The 18279-nt window shown below is 72.4% G+C and carries 19 protein-coding genes; 7 read left to right on the forward strand and 12 right to left on the reverse strand.

The window, feature by feature from the left end; translation table 11 throughout:
* Nucleotides 1-297 precede the first annotated feature (297 nt).
* Together ABFX54_RS52360 and ABFX54_RS52365 are read left to right on the forward strand one after the other, a co-directional pair.
* Nucleotides 298-1020: an AfsR/SARP family transcriptional regulator gene (locus tag ABFX54_RS52360; RefSeq protein ID WP_346114767.1), complete on the forward strand. Its 723-nt coding sequence runs from the start codon at nt 298-300 to the stop codon at nt 1018-1020.
* Between the two features lie 74 nt (nt 1021-1094).
* Nucleotides 1095-1376: a hypothetical protein gene (locus ABFX54_RS52365; protein WP_346114769.1), complete on the forward strand. Its 282-nt coding sequence runs from the start codon at nt 1095-1097 to the stop codon at nt 1374-1376.
* Nucleotides 1377-1452: 76 nt separating this feature from the next.
* Here the strand turns inward: ABFX54_RS52365 and ABFX54_RS52370 are convergent, their stop codons facing one another.
* The 3 genes from ABFX54_RS52370 to ABFX54_RS52380 form a co-directional block, all read right to left on the reverse strand.
* Nucleotides 1453-2247 carry a helix-hairpin-helix domain-containing protein gene (locus ABFX54_RS52370; protein ID WP_346114770.1) on the reverse strand — a complete coding sequence of 265 codons (795 nt, stop codon included), beginning with the start codon at nt 2245-2247 and terminating at the stop codon, nt 1453-1455.
* A 72-nt stretch (nt 2248-2319) separates the two neighbouring features.
* Complete coding sequence (locus tag ABFX54_RS52375; protein ID WP_346114772.1) at nt 2320-2769, reverse strand: hypothetical protein; 450 nt, start codon at nt 2767-2769, stop codon at nt 2320-2322.
* A gap of 191 nt (nt 2770-2960) precedes the next feature.
* Nucleotides 2961-3887, reverse strand: coding sequence for a zinc-binding dehydrogenase (locus ABFX54_RS52380; protein WP_346114774.1), 927 nt, complete (start codon nt 3885-3887; stop codon nt 2961-2963).
* Nucleotides 3888-3982: 95 nt separating this feature from the next.
* Between ABFX54_RS52380 and ABFX54_RS52385 the strand changes: the two genes are divergently transcribed.
* On the forward strand, nt 3983-4567 hold the full coding sequence (locus tag ABFX54_RS52385) for a TetR/AcrR family transcriptional regulator (protein WP_346114775.1): 585 nt from the start codon (nt 3983-3985) through the stop codon (nt 4565-4567).
* Between the two features lie 110 nt (nt 4568-4677).
* Complete coding sequence (locus tag ABFX54_RS52390; protein ID WP_346114776.1) at nt 4678-5730, forward strand: LLM class flavin-dependent oxidoreductase; 1053 nt, start codon at nt 4678-4680, stop codon at nt 5728-5730.
* Between the two features lie 48 nt (nt 5731-5778).
* On the opposite strand, the gene ABFX54_RS52395 is transcribed toward ABFX54_RS52390, so the two are convergent.
* From ABFX54_RS52395 to ABFX54_RS52430, 8 genes are all read right to left on the reverse strand, one after another.
* Nucleotides 5779-6216: a nitroreductase family deazaflavin-dependent oxidoreductase gene (locus tag ABFX54_RS52395; RefSeq protein WP_346114777.1), complete on the reverse strand. Its 438-nt coding sequence runs from the start codon at nt 6214-6216 to the stop codon at nt 5779-5781.
* Nucleotides 6217-6292: 76 nt separating this feature from the next.
* Nucleotides 6293-7678, reverse strand: coding sequence for a High-affinity nickel-transporter (locus tag ABFX54_RS52400; RefSeq protein ID WP_346114778.1), 1386 nt, complete (start codon nt 7676-7678; stop codon nt 6293-6295).
* The gene (locus tag ABFX54_RS52405; protein WP_346114779.1) at nt 7675-8958 is read right to left on the reverse strand and encodes a tetratricopeptide repeat protein; all 1284 of its coding nucleotides are present in this window, start codon (nt 8956-8958) and stop codon (nt 7675-7677) included. The genes ABFX54_RS52400 and ABFX54_RS52405 overlap by 4 nt, the downstream gene beginning before the upstream one ends.
* Before the next feature lie 46 nt (nt 8959-9004).
* Nucleotides 9005-10375, reverse strand: a complete 1371-nt coding sequence (locus ABFX54_RS52410; protein WP_346114780.1) for a DUF4331 domain-containing protein — start codon at nt 10373-10375, stop codon at nt 9005-9007.
* Between the two features lie 74 nt (nt 10376-10449).
* Entirely contained in the window at nt 10450-11106 is a 657-nt protein-coding gene (locus ABFX54_RS52415; protein ID WP_346114781.1) for a hypothetical protein, read from the reverse strand.
* Nucleotides 11107-11306: 200 nt separating this feature from the next.
* Nucleotides 11307-12755, reverse strand: a complete 1449-nt coding sequence (locus ABFX54_RS52420) for a cellulase family glycosylhydrolase (protein ID WP_346114782.1) — start codon at nt 12753-12755, stop codon at nt 11307-11309.
* 208 nt (nt 12756-12963) lie between these two features.
* Nucleotides 12964-13299 (reverse strand): peptidase inhibitor family I36 protein, encoded by a 336-nt coding sequence (locus tag ABFX54_RS52425; protein ID WP_346114783.1) that lies wholly within the window; start codon nt 13297-13299, stop codon nt 12964-12966.
* 243 nt (nt 13300-13542) lie between these two features.
* A complete protein-coding gene (locus ABFX54_RS52430) occupies nt 13543-13968 on the reverse strand; it encodes a hypothetical protein (protein ID WP_346114785.1) in 426 nt (141 codons plus the stop codon).
* A gap of 113 nt (nt 13969-14081) precedes the next feature.
* On the opposite strand from ABFX54_RS52430, the gene ABFX54_RS52435 reads away from it, so the two are divergent.
* Both ABFX54_RS52435 and ABFX54_RS52440 read left to right on the forward strand, forming a co-directional pair.
* Nucleotides 14082-15194, forward strand: a complete 1113-nt coding sequence (locus tag ABFX54_RS52435; RefSeq protein WP_346114786.1) for an aminotransferase class V-fold PLP-dependent enzyme — start codon at nt 14082-14084, stop codon at nt 15192-15194.
* A 117-nt stretch (nt 15195-15311) separates the two neighbouring features.
* Complete coding sequence (locus tag ABFX54_RS52440) at nt 15312-15683, forward strand: hypothetical protein (protein ID WP_346114788.1); 372 nt, start codon at nt 15312-15314, stop codon at nt 15681-15683.
* Between the two features lie 195 nt (nt 15684-15878).
* Here ABFX54_RS52440 and ABFX54_RS52445 read toward each other — a convergent pair whose 3' ends face one another.
* The gene (locus ABFX54_RS52445; RefSeq protein ID WP_346114789.1) at nt 15879-16238 is read right to left on the reverse strand and encodes a hypothetical protein; all 360 of its coding nucleotides are present in this window, start codon (nt 16236-16238) and stop codon (nt 15879-15881) included.
* 200 nt (nt 16239-16438) lie between these two features.
* On the opposite strand from ABFX54_RS52445, the gene ABFX54_RS52450 reads away from it, so the two are divergent.
* Nucleotides 16439-18279, forward strand: a 1841-nt coding sequence (locus tag ABFX54_RS52450; protein ID WP_346114790.1) for an nSTAND1 domain-containing NTPase, incomplete at its 3' end; no start/stop codon positions are given.

The following is an 18279-nucleotide window of genomic DNA, read 5'->3' on the forward strand; positions in this document are numbered from 1 at the left end:
CTCACCCGGCGCTCCGCGCGGCCCGCGCATCCGCCCCGTCCTGCCGCCGAGCCCGCACTCGGGCCACCGCCCGCCGCCCCGCCCCTCGCCGTACCGTCACCCGCCGAACCGGCACCCGCCGAACCGTCCAGCGCTGAACCGTCACCCATCGCACCGGCACCCATCGCACCGGCACCCATCGCACCGGCACCCATCGCACTGGCACCCGCCGCACCGGCACCCGCCGCACCGGTCTCCGCTGAACCGGCCCCCGCGGACGCGCCCCGGTTGGCGATCCATCTGCTCGGGCCGCTCTGTGTGAGCGTCGACGACCGGGAGGTGACGGGCTGGCCCGCGGGTCGCTGCAGGTCTCTGCTCGCCTACCTCGTCACCCACCGCGACCCCTGGCCGCGACGCGAACAGCTGATGAACCTCTTCTGGCCGAAGGCGGAGCCCGGCCCGGCCCGCAACAACCTCAACGTGACCATCCACTCCGTCCGCCGCGTCCTGCGCGCGAAGACCGAGACCCCGGTCATCGTGCTCGCGGACGGCGCGTACCGCTTCCACGCCGGCCTGCGGCTGTGGGTGGACGTCGACGTGTTCGACGCGGAGGTCGAGCGCGGGCGCCACCTGCAGAACGGCGGCAACCCCGAAGAGGCGCTGCGCTCCTTCGAACGCGCCGTCGGGCTGTACCGGGGAGAGTTCCTGGCCGACGTGCCCTACGAGGACTGGCTCGTCGTGCTCCGCGAGCGGCTGCGGCTGGCGCACCTCGAAGCTCTCGAACGCCTCAGCGGGCTCCATGTGCTCTTCGGCCACCACGCCGCCGGCGCGGAGCTGTGCCGCGACATCATCGACCTCGACCCGTGCCGCGAGGACGCCCACCGCCGCCTCATGACGTGCTACAGCCGGCAGGGCCTGCAACATCTCGCGCTGATCCAGTACCAGGCGTGCGTCCGCGTCCTCGACGAGGAGCTCGGCGTCGGCCCCACCCCCGAGACCATCGAGCTGTACGAGCGCATCCGCCGCAGAGAAGACGTTTAGCGCCTCGCCGTCCGTTTAACGACCACCCGCCCGGCAACACTCGCCGTAACGCGTGGAGGAGGTCGAACTCGTTGGTGACGACGCACGAGATGGTGGTGGTCGAGCGGATCGAGCCCGGGCTGGAGGTGTGGGCCTGCCCGCGGTGCGGACGCCGGATCCGGCTGCGCTGGCCGCCGAACTACGACAAGCAGGTGCTGGTGCCAGGGGATGAGGACGTGCCCCACGCCGGCGCCAGTGGCGGCGTGCGCGTCTCGTCCGTCGAGGTCGCTCCGGACGTGCCGCGGCTGTCACAGGTGTCGCCGCACGAGAGCCGGTGGCTGCGCGACAGCGGCATCGACTGGGAGGCGTCCGCCTGACGTCCGGCCAAGCGGCACGTCCGGCCCTCGGGCCCGGCCGCACGCCTGACCTTCAGCACGGCAGCACGTCCGACGTTCAGCCCGGCAGCACGTCGATCGGGAGGTTCTCCACTGCCCCGGCCAGGCCGGCGATCTCGTTCTCGCCCGCGCGGCGCAGGCTGACGGCCGCGTCGAGCCGGTACCTGCCCGGTGGCGGCGCCTGGGCGGTCACCGACAGGCTGCGTTCTCCCGGCTCCAGCGAGCCGCTCTCCGAGGCCAGCACGGACTTGCCGCCGCCGTCGAGCAGCCTGGCCGCCAGCACCACGTCATAGACGAGGGCTCCGGCCTCGCGGAGGTCGAGCGTGACCGTCACGGTGAAGGGCCGCAGGGCGGGCAGCGCGCGCGTCCCGAGGCCGAGGTGGGCGACGGCGCCCATGATCGGTTTCACTCGCGCGCCGGGCGCCGGCTCCGGGGAGGCGGGCTCCGGGGAGGCTGTCGGCTCCTCCTTGACGTGTTCGCCGATGAAGGCGAGCACCCGGCCGGGGTCCCAGCCGGGCCAGCGATCCTCCGCACCCGTACCGACGTGCTCCATGGTCGTCGCCCTGATGGATCCGTCGCGCTCGTTGACCAGCACCCGGATGACGTAGCTCTCGTCGTGCTGCCCCGAACCGCCGCCGTCGGACACCTCCGCCGGCGCCGTCTCGACCAGGCGCAGCGCGTCCCGCCGCCAGCCCTCGACCCGGTCGCGGGTCAGGCCGGCCACGCCTGACAGCAGGGAGATGAGCTCGTCCGCGGAGTGGTCGGCCAGTTCCTTGTAGCTGGTGACCCCCACTCCAGCCAGCCTGGTCGCGATCTTCGTCCCGATTGTCTCGATCTTGGTGAGGTCGTCCATGGTGCGCCTTTCCTGCGCCGGGGTGGAGCCCGGCCGCCCGCGACGCTCAGGGGCGGCCGGGCGAGGTGTGCCCTACGGCATGACCTGGATGGCCGGCCCCTCGGCGAAGGCCGTCATGGCGATCGGCGTCGGTGGGGTCGCGAGGGTCAGGAAGGTCACGACGGCACTAAGCCGGTACACCCCGTCGGCGAGCATCGAGGAAGGCACGGTCAGGCCGGTCTCCTGGTTGACCGGCAGGGTCGCCGAGCACTTGGGCTGACCCGGCACGGTGAGCTTGCGTACCGTGCCCAGCATCACGTCGGCGCCGGGGCCGAAGATGTCCGCGAAGTACCGGATCTCGTACTTGAAGCTGCCGAGCAGCGAGATCGCCAGCGGCGAGACGAATTCGAACTCCATCGCCACCAGGAACGTCGGAGTGACGGAGCGCCGGATGACCAGGTTCGACGGCGTGTTGCCCGGCGGCTCGAAGACGGACAGGATCGGAGTGACCTTGAGGTCGGCTGGTTCGCTCTGCAGTGTCATACTGCTCCCCTTTCGCCTGTTGCTACGACTTCGGAGTAGTACGAGGCGCTTAGGCGGCGACGGCAGGACCGCTTAGTAAGGGATCAGCTCGCCGTTAAGTCCGGCGTACGCGCTGCTCACCGGCCCGCCCTTCACGCGAACTGGCCGCATCCGGCCATCCCGGGCGTGTGCGTGGGGGTCAGCCGGGATGGTCAGGCGGCCGGGTCGAGGTCCAGGTCGAGAACCGCCTTGCCGGCGATGCGCCGGTCGAGCAGCGCCTGGGCGGCCTCGGTGACGCGCTGCCACGATCCGCGCCAGTCCACCTCGGGCGAGAGCCGTCCCGCCGCCACGAGGTCCAGCAGGGTCGCCAGATCGGGGCCGACGTCGCGGACGTCCCCGAACGTGCTCATCGTCTTGGGCGGGCCGAGGGACAGCAGCGAGTACGGCGCGAAGACGGCCGGCTCGCCGGAGGCCCAGCCGATGTTCCGCAGGCTGCCGCCCGGCGCGAGCAGGTCCCAGGCCGCGACCAGTTGCGGCCCGCCCACGTTGTCGAGGATGAGATCGACGGGCCGGTCGACGCCCTCCAGCCCGACCACCACCTCGTGCGCGCCCAGCGCGGCCAGACCGTCGGCGCGCTCCGCCGAGCCCACCGAGGCGATGACGTGCGCGCCGCCCAGCGCGGCCAACTGGACGGCGTAGCGGCCGACGCCACCTGCGGCACCTGTGACCAGGACCCGCCGTCCCAGGATGGGCCGGGAACGCAGTGTGCGCAGCGCCGTGACCCCGGCCATCGGCAGCGCGGCGGCGTCGGCGAGATCGACTTGTTCCGGAACCTCGGCCACGGCGGTGGTGTCCACGGCCATCCGCTCGGCCCACGCGCCGGCGCCGAAGGCCGCGACCCTGACGCCGGCGGCCGGTCCCGTGCCGTCCTGCGCCGCCTGCACGACGACGCCGGCGGCGTCGTAGCCGTGGACGGTCCCGGGCGGGCGGCTGCCGGCGAACGCCACCTCGCCGCGGTTGAGCGAGACGTGCCGCACCTCGATCACGGCCTGGCCGGGGCTGGGGTGAGGTTCGGCGGCCGTCCCGAGCCGCAGGGAACCGGGAGCGCCGGGATCGACGACGAGCGCGCGCATGTGCATCGAGAGCTCCTCATGAGAACGTAATCGGACTCCTGGTCCGCTTGAGCCACACGGTAACATAAGCGGACTGACAGTCCATCTTCCTGGGAGCGCGCATGGCCCAGCACCGCACCGAACGCGCCGACGCGGCCCGCAACCGCCGGGCTGTGCTGCGGGCGACCGAGCAGCTGCTGCACGAAGGCGGCGGGGAGCACGTCTCGATCGACCGCGTCGCCGCGCTCGCCGGGGTCGGGAAGGGCACCGTGTTCCGCCGCTTCGGCAGCCGCGCGGGCCTGCTCCAGGCGTTGCTGGAGGAACGGTCGCGCGACCTGCGCGACGGGATCGCGGACGGCCCTCCCCCGCTGGGGCCCGGCGCTCCCGTACGGGATCGGCTGCTCGCCTTCCTCGACGGGCTCGGCGCCATCGCGGAGGGCAACGCGGTGCTGCTGTCGGCGCACGAGCAGGCGTGCGCCGAGGACAAGTACGGCGACCCCAGCTACCGCTCGTGGCACGGCCACCTGCGCGGCCTGCTCGGCGAGGCGCGCCCCGACCTCGACGCCGGCTTCCTGGCCCACGCCCTGCTCGCCGTCTTCGACGGTGACCTGATCCGCCACATGACACCGCCCGGCGATCCCCGCCGCTTCACCCGTTCTGTCCAGCAGATGGCCACCGCCCTCCTCGACGGCCCCGCCCAGCCCTGACGGTGGGCGGCGGGGTCACGATCCGCATGAAGCAGCCCGAAACGGAGGAGCGGCAATTATTTCCCCCTATTTCTGGTTGCCTTGGGCAGGCTCAAGGAGGAGGAACCACCGTGCCGCTGCCCACCCGCCCACTACGCAAGCTGGGTTTCCTGACCATCGGGCTGTTCGACGGGGACGACCCGCGCCCGGGACACGAATCGACGCTGCGGATCATCGAGCTGGGCGAGCGACTCGGCTTCGACAGCGCCTGGGTGCGCCACCGCCACCTGCAGTACGGCATCTCCTCCCCCGTCGCCGTCCTGGCCGCCGCCTCCCAGCGCACCACGAGCATCGAGCTGGGCACCGCCGTCACCCCGCTCGCCTGGGAGAACCCGCTTCGCCTGGCCGAGGATCTGGCCACCGTGGACATCCTGTCCGGCGGCCGGCTCAACGCGGGCATCAGCGTCGGCCCGCCGTTCCACTTCGACCAGATCAAGGACGCGCTCTACCCCGGCACCGCCGACCTCCAGGACTTCGGGTACGAGCGGGTGAGCCGGCTGCTGTCCTTCGTCCGCGGCGAACCCGCCACCGACTTCAGCGGCACCGAGGGCTTCGAGGTCTTCTCCGACCGCGTCCAGCCGCACTCGCCCGGTCTGGGCTCGCGTCTCTGGTACGGCGGCGGCAGCCTCCGCTCGGCCCGCTGGGCGGGCGAGCACGGCATGAACCTGCTGACCAGCAGCGTCGTCAAGGCGGAAGAGTCCGAGGACTTCGCCGAGATCCAGCTCTCCCACGTACGGGCGTTCCGCGCCGCGCACCCCGACGGCGAGCGGGCCCGCGTCTCCCAGGGGCTGGTCGTCATCCCCACGGACTCGGCCACGCCGCGGCAGCGGGCCACGTACGAGGAGTACGCCGCCAAGCGCCTGCCCCGCACCGCGGAGCCGCAGGGCCCGGCCCGGATGATGTTCGCGCCCGACCTCGTGGGCAGCTCCGCCGAGATCGCCGAGGGGCTGTACGCGCACGCCGCCTTCCGCGAGATCGACGAGGTCGCGTTCGCGCTGCCGTTCACGTTCGAGCACGAGGACTATGTGCAGATCCTCACCGACATCGCCACGAAGCTGGGCCCCGAGCTCGGCTGGCGTCCGACGGCGAAGCCCGGCGACACGGCCCTTCCGGTCGCCGGCTGACCTTCGGAGACCGCGCGGGCGCGGATGCCGCGCCCGCCGGCCTGCCGGCTACTTCGGGTCGAGCACGAAGACGGGGATCTGCCGGTCGGTCTTCTGCTGGTACTCGCGGTACGACGGGAAGACCGCGACCGCCCGCTCCCACCACTCCGCCCGCTCGGCGCCCTCGGCCTCGTGCGCGACGTAGTCACGTGTGACGGTGCCGTCCTGCAAGGTGATCTCGGGGTGCGCCTTGATGTTGTAGTACCACGTGGGGTGCTTGGGAGCGCCGCCCTTGGACGCCACCACCGCGTAACTGCCCTCGTGCTCCACCCGCATCACCGGGGTGTGGCGCAGCTTGCCCGTCTTCGCACCCCGCAGGGTCAGCAGCACGATCGGCGCGCCTTGGATCAGGATGCCGTCGGTGGTGCCGGTCTCACGGATCCGCTTCGTCTGGTCGCGCACCCAGTCGCTGGGGCTGAGCTCCACGGTCTCATCTGACATGCTCATCTTCAACCTTTCTGCCCGTCAGTCGGATTCCCTTCGTACCCGCTTCCGCGACCGGCCTCACGGGCGGGAGGGATCTTCATACGAGCGCGGCCACCGCGCGCACGGTGACCCCCAGCCCCACGAGCAGGACGAGTGCGGCGGTCATGGCGGCGCTGTACGGGCGCAACCGCCGCATCCGGCCCGCGACGGCGAGGCCGCCCAGCCTGCGCAGGGTGAGCGCCGTGACCAGCAGCGTCGCCGCCATGCCGAGCCCGTAGCAGGCCACGGTCAGGACGCCGAACGCGGTACGGCCCAGCGCCATCGCGCCGAGCAGGACCACCAGCGCGGAGGGGCTCGGCACCAGCCCACCGGCCACCGCCAGCGCCACCACCCCACCACCACCCGACCGCCCCACACGATCGTGACCGTGACCGTGACCGTGCCCATCTCCATGGCCGTGTCCATGGCCGTGTCCATGGCCGTGTCCATGGCCGTGTCCATGATCGTGGCCTGGGCGGTCGTGCCGGGCGGAGCGAAGGAGGGCGGCGCCGATCGTGGTGATGAGGAGTCCGCTCACCACCCCGAGCCAGCCCAGCACCACGTCCCCGGCTATCGCACCGGCGGCCGTCACCAGGACTCCCAGGACCAGCACGCCCGCCGTGTGCGTGACGGTGACCGTGGCCGCGACGGCGACGGCGTCCCGCGGCCGCCGTTCCCGTCCGGCGAGGTAGGCGGCCATGACGGTCTTGCCGTGGCCGGGCATCGCCGCGTGCACGGCGCCCAGCACGAGCGACACCAGCAGGGCCAGCAGCCCGAGCGGGACGGTCAGCCGGTCGGCGCCGACCAGCGTGTTGAGCCGGTCGGCCAGCAGGCCGGTGTAGCGGGTGACGACGTCCACGCCGGGCACGACCGCCGGCGCCGCGAACCCGCCGCCGTCGCCCGGCTCCGCCGTCATCCTGGCCGCGCGTACGTCGAGCGGCGAGCTGAGCAGGTCGGCGGGATAGTCGCGCAGCTCGCCCGACACGCTCCCGGCCGGGACGGTGGAGTCGCGCAGCCGCACGCCCTGCCCCTTGGCGGTGATCTCCCGCCAGCCCACGGTGTCGCCCCGGTAGGCGTTGGCGAAGGTCAGCGCCACCGGCCGGTCGACCCGCAAGGGCGCGGTGAGCCGGCAGGTGAGCCTGCTGGTACGCAGCCCGGCGGCGCCCGGCCGGTAGACGAAGGAGGCGCCGGTGACCCGCCAGCTCAGCGACCGCCCACCGGCGTCGGCCCGGACCGCGTCCCGCAGCTCGGCGCAGGCACGGCGAGCATGGACGTCCGGAGGACCGGTCGGCGGCCGCTGCAGGGTGGGGATCTCGGCGAGGTCCACGACGGCGAGGTGCTCGATCCTGTCCTGGTGGATCGTCAGCCCGTCGTAGTGGTTGACGCTGAAGTTCCCCAGGGGATGCGCGGCGAACGTGACGGCGACGGCGAGCGCCGCGATCACGGCGTCTCCGCCAGTAGCTCCCGGGCCCGCGCCGTCCCACCCGGCGAGAAGTGCGGGTTGATGGACAGCGCCCTGGTCAGGTGGGTACGCGCGGCGGCGGCATGCCCGAGCGCGTGCTCGATCTCGCCCCGGTGATAGGCGAACAACGCGTTCCGCCCCCCGAGCGCGTCGGCACGGACGGCGTGGACAGCTGCCTCGGCGTGACGCCCGGCCCGGTGCAGGGCCCAGCCGAGCGCGTCGGCGACCTCGACGCTGTGACGCCGTGCCCATTCGGCCCGCAGGTGCCTGACCGCGACATCCGGATCACCATGATTCGCCGCGAACGTACCAGCCGCCAAGCCGTCGATGCCCCCGCTCGCGGCCAGGAGCCGCTGCTGGGCGGTGAAGACGGCGTACTGCCGCCTGGCCCCCTCCACGTCACCCAGGTGTTCGAGCAGTTCCCCGTACTCGACGACATACGCAGGGGACCGGACGACGGCGGTGGCGTAGTCGCGCAGGGCCTGGCCGGTGTGGCCGAGCGCGGCCTCCGCGCGGGCCTTGCCGGCGCGGGCCGGCGCGTGTCCCGGGTCGGCGGCCAGCGCCTGGGTGTAGGCGGCGCGGGCGGTACGCGGGTCGCCGGTGCTCCAGGCCAGCTCGCCGAGCTGCCACTGGCAGAAGGCGTACTCGGCCGGGTCGCCGGGGATCGCGCAGGCGCGGCGCAGCAGGTCGCGGGCGGGACCCGGCCGGCCGCGCAGCTGTTCCAGGCGGGCGGCCCTGGTGAAGGAGGCGAGGTCGGGGTGGCCGTCGAGCATGCGGCGCAGCGCGGTCTCGGCCTGTTCGTACCGGCCGAGTTCGAGGTGGGCGTCGGTGAGCACGCCGTACAGGGCCCACCGGAACGGCGCCGCCTTGCGGGCGCGCTCGGCCCAGCGTACGGCGCCGGCGAAGTCGTGCCGCGCGTTGGCCAGCGCGCCCATGCCGATCACGGCGTCGATGTACGGCTGCCCGTCGCCGGTCGGCAGGCGCAGCGACCGTTCGAACGCGCCCTGGGCCTTGGCGTAGTAGGCGGTGTCGGCGGTGCGCCGGGCCTGTTTGAGGTACATGTCGCCGAGGCTCGCCCAGGCCGCCGCGTCGTCGGGGTGACGGCGCAGGCGGGCCTGGACGGCCTGGATCGATCCGGCGAGATCGTACGGTGACCAGCCCGCCGGCGCGGGAGGCGGCTCGTCCCTGCGCAGCAGCCCGCCGGGGGCGAACAGGGTCACCAGGACGCAGCCCAGCAGCACGCATCCCAGCAGCGGCGGCAATCGCCGTAGGCGACTCATTCTGATCGGAGGTCCTCGGTGGCGGGGGTCAGCCGGCGGCGGTGACGGGCAGTGCCAGGTAGGGGAAGCTGTCGGTGATCGGTTTGAGGAGGAACGCCGGGTTGTCCTCGGCGATGAGGCCGGGCGCGCCACGGCCCGCGGGTTCGCCCAGGAGCATGCGCAGATTGATCGTCACGACGTCGTCGATGAGGCGGCGGCCGTTCGGGTAGCCCTGGGCGTCGCCCTTGAGGATGCCGTACTTGTCGGGCGAGGCGGCGACGGGCGTGGCCAGGTTGAGCCGCAGTTCCTCCGCTTTGACGGTGCGCGGGGCGTCCTGGTTGAGCCGGTGGGAGTTGAGGTCCTGCTTGATCGGCCCGCCGGTCCCGGTGGTGAGGCCGGTGAGGTAGATCTGCTCCAGGTCCTTGCGCGGCGCGGGCGGCGTGGTGACGTTCGCCTGCTTGGCGACGACCTTGGCCTGGTCGGGGTCGAGGGTGGACGGCACGACCAGAGCGCCGCTCTCGTCACCGTCCGGGCGCAGGGTGTTGAAGTGGTCGCGCTGCTTGAGCGGGATGATCACTTCGTTGAAGTTGGGGTTGCCCAGCCGCGAGACCTGCGTGTAGCCGGCCGCGCCGGAGCCGAGCAGGGCGCTCGACCTGCGCGATGCCGTGGTCCAGACGCCGATGACCGGATTGCGGACCGGGTCGCCGCCGAGCGCCAGCTCCGACTTGGGCAGTTGCAGGGCGAGCGCGCTGACGTTCATCGGCACGCCGGTCTTGACGGGGAAGAACGGCAGCCCGAAGCGCAGCAGGTTGACGGCGCGGTTGTCGGAGTAGAACGGGTCGGCGGCGGTGCCGGTGAAGACCTTGCCGCCGCCCGGCAGGTCGCGGACGGCCTTGCGGCGCGTCGCGGCGTAACCGGGGGCGCCCAGGTCGGTGGGGGCCGCGTACCCGTCGCGGACGAGGACCTCCGACTTGCCGTCGCGCAGCCTGGTCAGCGTGTAGCTCTGCTCGACCAGGGAGTCGAGCGGGCCGGCCTGCCGCTCGCGCCCGCGCACGAAGGAGGGCGCGGGCAGGGCCTTGTTCGCGAACGTCCAGCGGTAGGTGACGGCGGCCCGGCCGGTGCCGGTGTTGTCGATGTGCACCTCGTAGCGGGCGTCGGTGTCGAACTGGTACGGCTTCTGCGGCGCCTGGAAGGGGATGTAGTTGGCCACGATCGTGACCGTGTCCTGCCGTTCCGGGCTGGTGAAGGCGTACAGATCGGTGGCGTCGATCTGCTTGTTCACGGTGGTGGAGGGGGCGTCCCAGTGGCTGGTGGCGGTGCTCGGGCCCATCGCGGGGCCGATGAGCACCGTGGCCGCCAGGACGGCGATGGAGGCGCCGGCGGTCCACGTCCACCGGCTGCCGGCACTGGTCAGTCGCATCGTGTCGTCTCTCGATTGTGCCGGGCCGCGCCCCGAGGCACGGCCCGCCAGGGGCTCAGGTCAGGGGGTCGCGGCTACGGCACGTACTGGACGACCGCGTCGAGGTTGGCCAGGTAGTCGCCCTCGGCCAGCGGGAGGCCGGTCAGGTCCCTGACCGTGCGGCTGAGGTACGCGCTGACGTAGAACGGCCAGTGGCGGGGGCCGACGCCGCCTTCGAGCGGGCGCGGCGTGGGCACACCGGCGGCGAACTCGTGCAGCTTGTACGTGGCCACCAGCCGCTCGCCCTGCGGCTGCCCGTCGATGGACACCTGCGCGTGGGCCCCGTCGGGGCGCAGGTAGATGTCGTGGATGGCGGCCTCGTGCCCGCTCTGGACGTCTTCGAGGGCGAAGCCGCCGGGGTAGTAGACGCCGTTGCACGGGTCGATGTGGTCCCGCTTCCAGCCGATGGGCATGTAGACACCCCGGTTGGCGGGCTTGGCCTCGATGGGTGCGATGCCCCGCACGCGTACGCCGCGCTCGTCCAGGAGCCGGACGATGTCGCGGCCGAAGTCGAAGTTCGCGTGCCCCTTCGGGCCGAAGTACGGGAACTGGAAGCACGAGGCGGTGGGCGGCTGGACGGACGGGGCGCCGGGGACGGTTGGGAGGGGGCCGGCCTGGGCGGGGATCGTCGAGACCGCGAGGACCGCGGCGCCGATCACGATCGTCCTGGCGACGCGAGCAAGAGCACGCACAACATGACCTTCCTGGACCGGAGGCAGCACAGTGCCTCTGACATGCGATGACGCACTTAACGTAGTGATCAGGTCACGTTCTGTAAAGGCAGGTGTCGAAGGACGGCATGGAAAAGAAAAAGCGTTCCGCACCTCCCGTCACCGGCGTGGAGCCCGGTGACGGGGGCGCGGAACGCTCGCGGCGCTCGCCCGTCCTGTGGTCAGAAGTCGTCGGCGGTGCGGATCCGGTCGCGGATCCAGACCCCGGCTTCCTTCAGGTTGCCCGTTCCCGCGAACGAGCCGTTCGGACAGGTCCCGGTCCTGAAGACGGCGCCCGTACGGAAGTCGTCGGAGTAGTTCCAGTTGACCCAGCTGATCTTCTTCTGCGCCAGCAGGTCGAGGTACTGCTGCGACCTGGAGAAGTTGTTGGCGCCGTCGCCGGAGGCGCTCTGGGTGCCGAACTCGGTGACGAAGATCGGCAGCCGGTCGGCGGCCCGGGAGAGCGTGTTCAGGTATTCGGTGCCGTGCGAGGCCGCGTAGAAGTGGAACGTGTACATGATGTTGGCCGCGTTGACCGGGTTGTTGACGATCTCGGTCTCGTCGCCGCCGCCGGAGACGCCGAGCGACGACCACGCGCGGGTGCCGACCAGGATCGGGGCGTCGGGGTCGTGCTGCCGGATCACCGGGATGAGCTGGTGGGCGTAGTCACGGATGACCGGCCACGTGACGGCGTCGCCGTTCGGCTCGTTGGCGATCTCGTACAGGACGTTCTTCTTGGCGTTGTGCCGCTGGGCGATCTCGGTGAAGAACGTCTTGGCCCGGGCGAGGTTGTACATCGGGTCGCCGGGGTCGAGCATGTGCCAGTCGACGATGGCGTACATGCCGCGGGCGGTGGCCAGCTCGATCAGGGAGTGCACGCGGTCGGTGAACAGCCGCGGGTTCGTCTCGTAGCCGCCCTCCTGGATGTACATCGAGATGCGCAGGACGTCGGCCTTCCAGTCGTTCGCCAGCGCGTCGAGCGAGGCGGTGTTGAGGCACTGGCTGTACCACTGGATGCCGTGGCTGCTCATGCCGCGCAGCTGGATCTGCTTGCCGTTCTCGTTGCAGAGCTTGATGCCGCACACCCGCAACTGCCCGTTGGCCTGCACCGGGGTGCCACCGCCTCCGCCGCCGGTCGGGGCTCCGTAGACCTCCAGCTCCCACAGGGAGTAGCCGTACGGGGTGCCGCGCTGGGTCCCGTGCACCCGTACGTACCGGCCCTGGCCGCTGATCGTGAGGTCGTCGATCGCGCCGTCGCCGGTGGTGGTGGAGTAGACGTCGGTCCAGGTGGAGCCGTCGGGCGAGGTCTGCACGCGGTACGCGGTGGCGTACGCGGCCTCCCAGTTGAGCCGGACGCGGGAGACGTTGTGCGCCGAGCCGAGGTCCACCCGGATCCACTGCGGATCGATCCCTTCCTCGCTGGCCCAGCGCGTGGACGTGCTGCCGTCGACCGCCATGCCCGGCTCCAGGCCGGCGGCCTCGACCGAGGAGGCCGTCACGGTCCTGCCCTGGGACACCAGGGGATCGGCCGCCGCCCCGGCCCGGGCCGTCGCCGCTGCGGCGTCCGCCCGGGCCGTGACCGCACCGGCGCCGGACGGCACCACCAGCGGCAGGGCCATCGCGGCCACCACGGCTAAGATCCTCGCTACTGCGCTACGCCTCACGAACGACTCCGATTCTCCGGGGAACAGTCAGCGGGCCGATCAGCACGACCGCCACACCCTCCGCCACCGGGAAAGCCGCTCCACCGCCTCCCCGGTTAGGAAAGTTTCTTAACTTGCGGCGCAGCATAAGTTGACATCGAACCTTGACGCAAGACCCAATGCCCCAGACAGAGCATCAGCAGGCCCGTACGGAGTTGTAGGCGATCTCCGGGTTGAGATTCCCCTTGTGCCCCGGCGGGACGGTGGCGTTGTGCACCACGTAGCCGGGAGAGGCGTAGAGACAGTAGGAGCGGCCGGTCCGGTTCCACGCCGAACGCGCGTCCTTGACCCCGAAGGGCTCCAGCTCCGGCGCACCGGCCCGGAACCAGGCGACGGTGCCGCCCCCCTCGAAGTCCCGGAACAGGCACAGGTACCCGCCCGGGCACCGACCGAAGCCGTCGGCGGCGCCTGCCGGCCCGGCGAGGGCGAGCACGAGAGCGATCGCCAGCAGGGAAGAACGGATGCCGAACATGCAGTCACTCCTTGGATTGACATCATCGCCTTGCGTAACCATCATGCGGTCGCGGGTGGCGAGGCGCCATCCATTTATCCGCGACCCATCCGGCCGCCCAGGCCCGCAACAGCGACTGTCGCGACGGAGGACTGACCCCGCCCCGGAGGCGCGGAGCGGACGCGAGGCCCCCGCTCCGCTCCCCCGGATCGGAGCGAGGGTCTTTCGCGCCGTACGGCGAAGGCTCCCGGCCAGCGGTGACTGTCAGTAGTCCCCGTGCACCACGTTGGACGTGAGCCGCACCGAGGACGGCGGGCCGATGGTCACCTTGGCGAAGACCTCGTCACCGCCCCAGTCCTCGTTGAGTGTGTTGCCGTCCAGGTAGAACGAGATGCTGATGCGACCGGGCGACGGGTTGCTCAGCGTCTCCCCGCACGCGACCCCGAAGCCGCCGAACAGGTGCTGGTCGAAGGTGTCGTCGCCGTACAGGTTGACGCAGACGCCCTGACCGGCTGTGGCGACGGGCGCGAAGCCGGTGACGCTGACGAAGTAAGCCTGGTATCCGCCCAGCCCGGTGGCCTCGATCGCGAGATGGGCCGAGCCGGCGGCGGCGGTCGCGGGAGCCGCTCCCAGGGTCGTCGCCAGCGCGCCGGCCAGCATCAGCTCCGCCAAGGCACGTCGAATTCTCATGTTCCCCCCGTTGGTGGTGGTTCGATCCGAACACCTGGGAAGGCGTTCCACGACGTTCCATGCCGTTCCAGGTGCGGCAACGGCCCCGCCCCAGCGACCGGGAAGATGGGGAGATGGGACTTCACGATCAGTACGGCCTGACGCCGGTGGTCAACGCGCGCGGGACGTTCACCCCGCTCGGCGTCTCGCGGAGCACGGACCAGGTCGCCGCGGCCACGGCCGAGGCCCTGTCCGGTTTCTTCGTGATGGAGGAGCTGAAGGACCTCGCCGACCGTACGATCGCCCAGGTCCTGGGCGGGGAGGCCGGTACGGTCGTGCACTGCGCGTCGGCGGCCATCACCCTGTCCGTCGCGGCGACGATGACGGGCACGTCGCCGTCGCGGATCGCGGCCCTGCCGGACGCCGAGGGGATGCCCAGGACGGTGCTGCTCCCTGCCGGGCACGCCGTCGACTACGGGCATCCGATCGTGCAGGACATCCGGCTGGCCGGAGCCATCGCGGTGCCGGCCGGCTCGGAGGCCGGCTGCTCCCTCGACGAGCTGGAGGGGCACCTCGCCCGCCCGGACGTGGCGTGCCTGCTGCTCGTGTCCTCCCGGCTGACCCGGGGCGAGGACGTGCCGCTGACGGAGGCGGTGGCGGCGGCGCACCGGCGGAACGTTCCGGTGGTCATCGACGGCGCGGCTCAGGACCTCAGGATCGACGAGCTGCTGGGCACCGGCGCCGACCTGGTGATCGTCAGCGCCCAGAAGTACCTGGCCTCGCCCACCGCCGGTCTGGTCATCGGCCGGGCCGGCCTGGTCCGGGCCGTCCGGGCGCAGGAGAAGGGGATCGGCCGGGCGATGAAGCCCAGCAAGGAGGCCATCTTCGGGGTGGTCGCCGCACTCCGGGCACGGCAGCGGACGGACCGGCCGGCCTGGCGGCGGGAGCAGGACGACAAGGTCGCGCGCTTCACCGCGCGCGCCGGCCGCCTGCCCGGCATCAGCGCCGCGAGCGTCCAGGACCCGACCGGCCTGCCGTTCTCCCGCGCCCGCCTCAGCGTCGATCCCGCCCGCGCGGGAATGACCGCCGCCGACCTGGCGGGTGCGTTGCGCAACGGCTCTCCGCAGATCTGGGTCATGGACCACGACCAGGACAAGGGCGACCTGACCCTCGAACTCGTGCCGCTCACCGACGCCGAACTCGACGTGATCCTCGGCAGGCTGGCGGAGTCGCTTCCGGGTCGCTGACGGCCTTCGCGCCGCGCGGCGCCTCCACAGATCGTCAACAGATTCTCAACACGCCCCGGCTAACGTCCTGCCGTACCGGCGGAGAGGGGAAGGGCGCTCATGGGTGGGGCTTCACGGATGGCGAGGGCGCTCGGGCTGGTCACGGCGGGCGCGGCGGTGGGCGGCGTGCTCGCCGGGGGCGGGTTCGCGGCGGCGCGCCAGTTCGGCTGGACGGGCTTCGCGGTCACCGTCGTCACGGAGAGCAGGAGCCTGTCCCCCGGCGTGCTGGCCACCAACGTGGTCTGCCCGCGCGGGCAGCGGGCCGTCAGCGGCGGCTACGCCTACTACGGCGACCACAACCGGGAGGAGCCCGTGACCGTCGAGGTGAACGCGCCCGAGGACATCAGCGACCCGCCGGACGGTGTGCCCGAGGCGTGGAGCCTCGTCCTCCTCAGCTCCAAGAAGAAGCGGGCCACGGTCGAGGTGCACGCGGTCTGCGTCCCCCGGTGAACCGGAGATCCCACATCCGCGCCCGGAGGCGGGTCCCGAGGCGGGCGTCCGACGTCAGCGCGGGACCGACGCCCGGGGCGGGCGCCCGGCATCGGGGGGCGATGCCGAGCGTCCTCACTCAGTGCTGGTCATTCCCTTGGCACACCGCTCTGACCAGCGGATTTCGTGTACCGGATTCCTCGGATGATCGTCGGGTCACGTGCTGAGGTTGCGCTTGTCGGTGCCGATGGCACCAACTCCCGAACCTCCGCCGCACTGGCCGCGTGACTCCTTGGTCGCGCCCGGAGGCAGCGTCTCCCAGGAGCCCTTGACGTCGGCCGCCCACCCGCAGGTGATGACGGCCCTGAACTCCCACCAGTCCTGCGTGTGGTTGGTGCACCTGGCCACCCCGACGTGCGTCCCCTCCCTGAAGTCGTCGCAGGTCAGCCCGGACAGCGCGGCCCGTACGCCGGTGACGGGAGCGGCAGCGGCGGCGGGCACGGCGACAGGGGCCAGGAAGGCGGCGGAGGCGAGTGCGGCCGTGAGGAGTCCGGTGAGCTGGTGACGAGCGGACATGATCGTTCTCCTTCTGTACGTGGTGCCCGGGCCGGTCGGCCGGGCTTGGCGATTCGAGGTTCGCGCTGCTCACGGCGCCGGCGGAAGGGGTTTCCCACCCCCAGGGGGCGACGGGAGACCGGGAAACCCGGGCTCCCCCGACAGGCGGCTGGCCGATGTTCCAGCATCACCCACCGTTCCGATCGGCTACTTTCGGTGACATGGCGGAGGGCGTGGATCGGGACGGCGCAGAGCCGGGCCCGGCGGCGATGCGCCGGCCCTGGCCATCCGGCGATGATCACGAGGCGGCCCCAGGAGCCGTCCTGCGTCGGTTGCGGCTGCGGCACGGCCTGTCCCTGACCGAGTTGTCCAGGTTGACGCACTACAGCAAGGGCTACCTCAGCAAGGTCGAGACCGGCGAGAAGGCGCTGACGGAGGCAGTGGCACGCCAGTGCGACGCGGTGCTGCGGACCGGCGGTGAGCTGAGCAGGCTGGCCCGGGCGGGCGACGGCTGCCCGTACCGGGGACCGCAGCCGTACGGGATCGAGGACGCGCGCTGGTTCTTCGGCCGGGACCGCATGGTGGGCGCGCTGGTGGAGCGGCTGGCCGAGCGGATGCGGGAGCGGAGGCCGCTGATCGTGGTGGCCCCTTCGGGGGCGGGCAAGACGTCGCTGCTCCGGGCGGGGCTTCTGCCCGCGCTGCGCCGGGGTGCGCTGCCCGAGCCCGGATCGCGCTCTTGGCCGGCCGTCCTCATCACCCCCGGCAAGTGCCCGGTCGCCGAGCTGCTGGCCGGGGTCGGCGCGCCCACCGGCCTCGACCCCGCGGACCTGGCGGGCGTACTCGCGGCAGCTCCCACCGCCTTCGCCGCGCAGGTCGCGGGCGCGCTGAACGGCGGGACCCGCGACGGTGCTCCGGCCACCCGCCTGGTGCTCGTCGTCGACCAGTTGGAGGAGCTCTTCACGCTCTGCGCCGACGAGAGCGAACAGCGGACCTTCCTAGCGGCCCTGGACGCCCTGGCTTCCGCCGCCCCGCGCGAGCATCCGGCGGCGCTGGTGGTGCTGGGTGTGCGTGCCGACTTCTACGACCGCTGTCTCGCCCATCCCGGCCTGCTGGGGACGCTGCGCGACGGCCAGCTCCCGCTGGGCCCGATGACCGTCGCCGAGTTGCGCGAGGCCATCACCGGCCCCGCCCGTGAGGCGGGGCTGCGTGTCGAGCCGGCGCTGGTGGAGCTGCTGCTGCGGGACATGGGCGTGGCGGCCGGAGCGGACGGGCACGACAGCGGGCCCGCGCACGAGCCCGGCACCCTGGCCCTGCTCTCGCACGCCCTCTGGGCCACCTGGCAGCAGCGTCAGGACGGCACGCTGACGGTGGCGGGCTACCGGCTGACCGGCGGGATCACGGGCGCGGTCGCCGCCACCGCCGAACGCGTCCACACCGGCCTAAGCCTCGACGACCAGGACATCGCCCGCCGGCTGCTCCTGCACATGGTCCGCGTCGAGGACTCCGGCGCCGAGACCCGCCGCCCGGTCGACGTCGGGCGGCTGCCGGCCGGCCACTTCCCGCCGCGGGCCACCGGAGAGGTGATCGAGGCGTTCGCGTCCGCCCGGCTGATCACCTTGTCCTCCGGCTCCGCGCAGCTCGCGCACGAGGCGCTGCTGCGGGCCTGGCCACGGCTGCGTGAGTGGATCGTGACCGACCGGGAGGGACTGCGCGTCCATCGCCACCTGGCGGAGGCGGCCCAGGCGTGGGAACGCGAGCACCGTGACGCGGCCCTGCTGTACCGGGGCGTACGGCTGCGTACCGCGCGGGAGTGGGCCGGCGAACGGCCCGCCGCACCGACCACCCTGGAGCGGGAGTTCCTGGACGCCAGCCTGGCGGCCGAGGACGCGCGGCATGAGGCGGCCGTCCGGCGGACCCGTCGCCGCCGGCGCCGTACCGCCCTGCTCACCGCGCTGCTGGTCGTCACCGCGTCGGCGGGCGTGTTCGGCGTCCGGCAGCGTGACGCCGCGCTGGAGCGGCGCGCGCAGGCGCTGTCGTTGCGGCTCGCCGCCCAGAGCGAGCT

Source organism: Nonomuraea maheshkhaliensis (assembly GCF_039529435.1).
Lineage (GTDB): Bacteria > Actinomycetota > Actinomycetes > Streptosporangiales > Streptosporangiaceae > Nonomuraea > Nonomuraea maheshkhaliensis.

Bases quoted from the DNA above. Each gene is read 5' to 3' on its own strand.
- ABFX54_RS52410 (WP_346114780.1), bottom strand. From the start codon at position 10,375: ATGCGACTGACCAGTGCCGGCAGCCGGTGGACGTGGACCGCCGGCGCC.
- ABFX54_RS52375 (WP_346114772.1), bottom strand. From the start codon at position 2,769: ATGACACTGCAGAGCGAACCAGCCGACCTCAAGGTCACTCCGATCCTG.
- ABFX54_RS52445 (WP_346114789.1), bottom strand. From the start codon at position 16,238: ATGTCCGCTCGTCACCAGCTCACCGGACTCCTCACGGCCGCACTCGCC.
- ABFX54_RS52440 (WP_346114788.1), top strand. From the start codon at position 15,312: ATGGCGAGGGCGCTCGGGCTGGTCACGGCGGGCGCGGCGGTGGGCGGC.
- ABFX54_RS52395 (WP_346114777.1), bottom strand. From the start codon at position 6,216: ATGAGCATGTCAGATGAGACCGTGGAGCTCAGCCCCAGCGACTGGGTG.
- ABFX54_RS52435 (WP_346114786.1), top strand. From the start codon at position 14,082: ATGGGACTTCACGATCAGTACGGCCTGACGCCGGTGGTCAACGCGCGC.
- ABFX54_RS52430 (WP_346114785.1), bottom strand. From the start codon at position 13,968: ATGAGAATTCGACGTGCCTTGGCGGAGCTGATGCTGGCCGGCGCGCTG.
- ABFX54_RS52385 (WP_346114775.1), top strand. From the start codon at position 3,983: ATGGCCCAGCACCGCACCGAACGCGCCGACGCGGCCCGCAACCGCCGG.
- ABFX54_RS52380 (WP_346114774.1), bottom strand. From the start codon at position 3,887: ATGCACATGCGCGCGCTCGTCGTCGATCCCGGCGCTCCCGGTTCCCTG.
- ABFX54_RS52425 (WP_346114783.1), bottom strand. From the start codon at position 13,299: ATGTTCGGCATCCGTTCTTCCCTGCTGGCGATCGCTCTCGTGCTCGCC.
- ABFX54_RS52370 (WP_346114770.1), bottom strand. From the start codon at position 2,247: ATGGACGACCTCACCAAGATCGAGACAATCGGGACGAAGATCGCGACC.